The organism is Streptomyces glaucescens (assembly GCF_002154375.1).
Taxonomy (GTDB): domain Bacteria; phylum Actinomycetota; class Actinomycetes; order Streptomycetales; family Streptomycetaceae; genus Streptomyces; species Streptomyces glaucescens.
Genome location: NZ_MUND01000113.1, coordinates 1 through 1,655, shown reverse-complemented (window position 1 = coordinate 1,655; position 1,655 = coordinate 1). Strand labels below are relative to the sequence as shown.

Sequence of the window (1,655 nt, the reverse complement as noted above, 5' to 3'; positions counted from 1 at the left end):
CTACAGCTTCACCGACTGGGACGGCGTCAGCCCCGAGCTGAGCTGGACGGGCGCCGGGAACTACGCGGAGATCTTCACCCGCGAGGACCTCTTCCAGGTCTTCTTCGTCTCCGGCTACTACCTCGCCGCCTCCGCGGTGCAGATCGTCGCCGCCCTCTACTTCGCCACGATCCTCAGCTTCGACGTCCGCTTCCGGAACTTCTTCAAGGGCGTGCTCTTCTTCCCGTACCTGGTGAACGGGGTGGCGATCGGCTTCGTCTTCCTCTACTTCTTCCAGGACGGCGGCACCCTCGACTCGGTGCTCGGCCTGTTCGGCGCGGATCCCGACCACGCCTGGCTGGGCGACCCCACCTCCGCGAACACCTCCCTCGCGGGCGTGTCGGTCTGGCGCTACCTCGGACTGAACTTCGTCCTGTTCCTCGGCGCCATCCAGTCGATCCCGGGCGAGCTGTACGAGGCGGCCGAACTGGACGGGGCGAACCGCTGGCAGCAGTTCCGGCACCTCATCGCCCCCGGTATCAAGCCGGTCCTGACCCTGACCGTGATCCTGTCGATCTCCGGCTCGCTGTCCGCCTTCGAGATCCCGTACATCATGACCGGCGGCGCCACCGGCACCGAGACCTTCGTGATCCAGACCGTGAAGCTGGCCTTCCAGTTCAACAAGACGGGGCTCGCCTCCGCGGCGGCCGTCGTGCTCCTGCTGATCATCCTGCTGGTCACCTGGGTGCAGCGGCGCCTCGTCCCCGACGAGAGGGTGGACCTCGTATGACCCGCCGCGCGGTGGCCCGCACCCTGGTGTACCTGTCGCTGGCCGCGGCGACCCTCGTGGTCCTGCTGCCCCTGGCCGTGGTCCTCCTGACCTCGCTCAAGACCGAGACGGAGATGGCGGAGGACAGCGGCGCGCTCGCGCTCCCCGGCAACCCGCTGAACCTCTCGAACTACGCGACGGCGTTCCAGGACGGCCGGATGCTCTCCGCGTTCGGCAACACGGCCCTCATCCTGCTCTTCGCCATCGGCGGCACCGTCCTGATCGGCTCGATGACGGCGTACGCGATCGACCGCTTCCGGTTCCGCTACCGCAAGCTGGTGCTGGCGGGCTTCCTGGTGGCCGCGCTGGTGCCCGGGGTGACCACCCAGGTCGCGACCTTCCAGATCGTCAACAGTCTCGGGATGTTCGACTCCCTCTGGGCGCCGATCGCCCTCTACATGGGCACGGACATCGTCTCGATCTACATCTTCCTGCAGTTCGTCCGGTCCATCCCGGTCTCCCTGGACGAGGCGGCCCGCCTCGACGGCGCCGGCGCCTTCACGATCTATCGCAAGATCATCTTCCCGCTGCTGAAACCGGCGATCGCCACGGTCGTCATCGTCAAGGGCATCACCGTCTACAACGACTTCTACATCCCCTTCCTCTACATGCCGTCCGAAGACCTTGGCGTGATCTCGACGTCCCTGTTCCGCTTCCGCGGCCCCTTCGGCGCCCACTGGGAGACGATCTCGGCCGGAGCGGTCCTGGTGATCCTTCCGACACTGATCGTCTTCCTGGCGCTCCAGAGGTTCATCTACAACGGCTTCATGAAGGGCGCGACGAGATGAGCGACCCGGAGGGGCGCGGGGCCGTACCGGCATGCGGCTCCGCCGCGTGGGCGCGAGCA

Annotated in this window: 2 protein-coding genes; both read left to right on the top strand. The window is 66.9% G+C overall.

The features are described from left to right. A partial coding sequence (locus CCN42_RS08410; RefSeq protein ID WP_086734218.1) for a carbohydrate ABC transporter permease occupies positions 1–769 on the top strand: 769 nt, incomplete at its 5' end. Beyond that, positions 766–1,596, top strand: a complete 831-nt coding sequence (locus tag CCN42_RS08405) for a carbohydrate ABC transporter permease (protein ID WP_086734216.1) — start codon at positions 766–768, stop codon at positions 1,594–1,596. The genes CCN42_RS08410 and CCN42_RS08405, both read left to right, overlap by 4 nt. Positions 1,597–1,655 lie beyond the last annotated feature (59 nt).